Annotated in this window: 3 protein-coding genes; all 3 read left to right on the plus strand. The window is 72.5% G+C overall.

From position 1 onward, the window contains the following. A partial coding sequence (locus GA0115240_RS09320) for a CinA family protein (protein ID WP_237554742.1) occupies nucleotides 1–507 on the plus strand: 507 nt, incomplete at its 5' end. Nucleotides 508–671: 164 nt separating this feature from the next. Beyond that, nucleotides 672–1,073, plus strand: coding sequence for a helix-turn-helix domain-containing protein (locus GA0115240_RS09325; protein WP_093736190.1), 402 nt, complete (start codon nucleotides 672–674; stop codon nucleotides 1,071–1,073). A gap of 190 nt (nucleotides 1,074–1,263) precedes the next feature. After that, nucleotides 1,264–1,734, plus strand: coding sequence for a Dps family protein (locus tag GA0115240_RS09330; protein ID WP_093736191.1), 471 nt, complete (start codon nucleotides 1,264–1,266; stop codon nucleotides 1,732–1,734). Nucleotides 1,735–2,023: the final 289 nt, after the last annotated feature.

Consider the following 2,023-nt stretch of genomic DNA (forward strand, 5'->3'; position numbering starts at 1 on the left):
GCCGCCGCCGACGTCCTGCGGCTGCTGGACGAGCGCGGCTGGACGCTGGCCGTCGCGGAATCGCTGACCGGCGGCCTGGTGGCCGCGCAGCTCGCCGGGGTCCCCGGCGCCTCCCGGACCTTCCGCGGCTCCGTGACGGCCTACGCGACCGCGCTGAAGCACGAACTGCTCGGGGTGGACGCCCACCTGCTGGCCGAACGCGGCGCGGTGGACCCCGAGGTGGCCCGGCAGATGGCCGCCGGCGTGCGGGACCGGCTCGGCGCGGACTGGGGTATTTCCACGACCGGCGTAGCGGGGCCCGACCCGCAGGACGGACAGCCGGTCGGTACGGTGTTCGTCGCCGCGGCGGGCCCGGGAAACGAGGCCCCACGGGCCCTGGAGCTGAATCTGACCGGCGACCGTACCGCGATCCGCACCGCCTCGGTGGCCGCGATCCTGGAACTGCTCGCGGCCCGGCTGCGGGGGAGTACGGTTGCGGGTCCGGGATTCGGCCAGAGTCCCGGATAACGGTCCTGGCACGAGTCCGGGGGCGAGGGATGGGGAAGAACACGGGGGGAAGGGATGTTTGCAGCCCTGAGTGAACACGTCTTGGCTCCCCGCACGGTCAGTGCCGGAGGCGGTACGGTGGGGCGTGGAAGATGCGGTTTCGCGGTCCGAGGAGGGAGCCACCGATGATCCTGCTCCGTCGCCTGCTTGGTGACGTGCTGCGTCGGCAGCGCCAGCGCCAGGGCCGCACTCTGCGTGAGGTCTCGTCATCGGCCCGGGTCTCGCTCGGTTACCTCTCCGAGGTCGAGCGGGGGCAGAAGGAGGCATCCTCCGAGCTGCTCTCGGCGATCTGCGAGGCGCTGGACGTCCCGATGTCCGAGGTCATGCGCGAGGTCAGCGACGATCTGTCGCTCGCCGAGCTCTCGCAGTCCTCCGCCGCCGAGCCCACCCCGCAGCCGATGCGGCCGCTGCTCGGCTCCGTCACCTCGGTCACATCCGTCACCTCGGTGGCGGGTGCCCCGGACGAACGGATCACCATCAAGGCCCCGAAGAAGTCCGCCGAAGCCGTGGACGTTGTCGCCGCCTAGGCCGGCCTCCGGGCCGCTGCTTTTCTGTTGCCTCGTTCTTGTTGTGTCGCGCGCGTCGGCCCGCCCGGGGATCCTCCCGGTCGGGCCGACGCGCTTTTGCCATGTGTAGGACCCCGGGGCAGGGTAGACGAAGGCGGTCAGCGGGGGATGAACCGGACCTGAACGCGTCGATCCACAGGGAGAACAACGCATGACTGTCGTGAAAAGCCCACTGCCGCAGCAGGCCGCCAAGACCGTCGGGGACGCTCTGCAGGGCGCCCTGGTGGATCTGCTGGACCTGTCGCTGGTCGGCAAGCAGATGCACTGGAACATCATCGGGCCGCGTTTCCGCTCCATCCACCTGCAGCTGGACGAGGTGGTCACCGCCTCCCGGACGGCCGCCGACAACGTCGCCGAGCGGGCGGCGGCGCTCGGCATCTCCCCCGACGGGCGGGCCGGGACGGTCGCCAAGACCAGCGGGATCGAGACGGCGACCGACGGCTGGGTCAAGGACGCCGACGTGGTGGAGGTCGTGGTGACCGCGCTGGGCTCGGTCATCACCCGGATGCGCGAACGCATCGAGGCGACGGACAAGCCCGACCCGGTGACGCAGGATCTGCTCATCGGGATCACCGCCGAACTCGAGAAGCAGCACTGGATGTTCCAGGCCGAGAACCACTGAGCCGGCCCGCACGGCACGCGCCCGGCGAGCGGCTGAGCCAGTCGCCGCCACGGCGTGGCACGACCTGACCTCGGGGTCGGCAGGGCCGCCCGGGCCCCAAGAGGGCCCGGGCGGCCGAGTAGGAGGCGGCGATGCGTGGATCTCGGGACCGGGAATCGGGCGGGGCCGGCGGGAACCGGGGGCGCCGGGCACGGCGAGACCCCCAGCGGGGCGGCGACCGCCCGGACCGGGGCCCCCGGTCCGGGCGGCACGGCCACGGCCGAAGACCCCGGCGCAGCCGGGAGCGGGA

Origin of the sequence: Streptomyces sp. DvalAA-14, from assembly GCF_900091855.1 — a bacterium.
Taxonomy (GTDB): domain Bacteria; phylum Actinomycetota; class Actinomycetes; order Streptomycetales; family Streptomycetaceae; genus Actinacidiphila.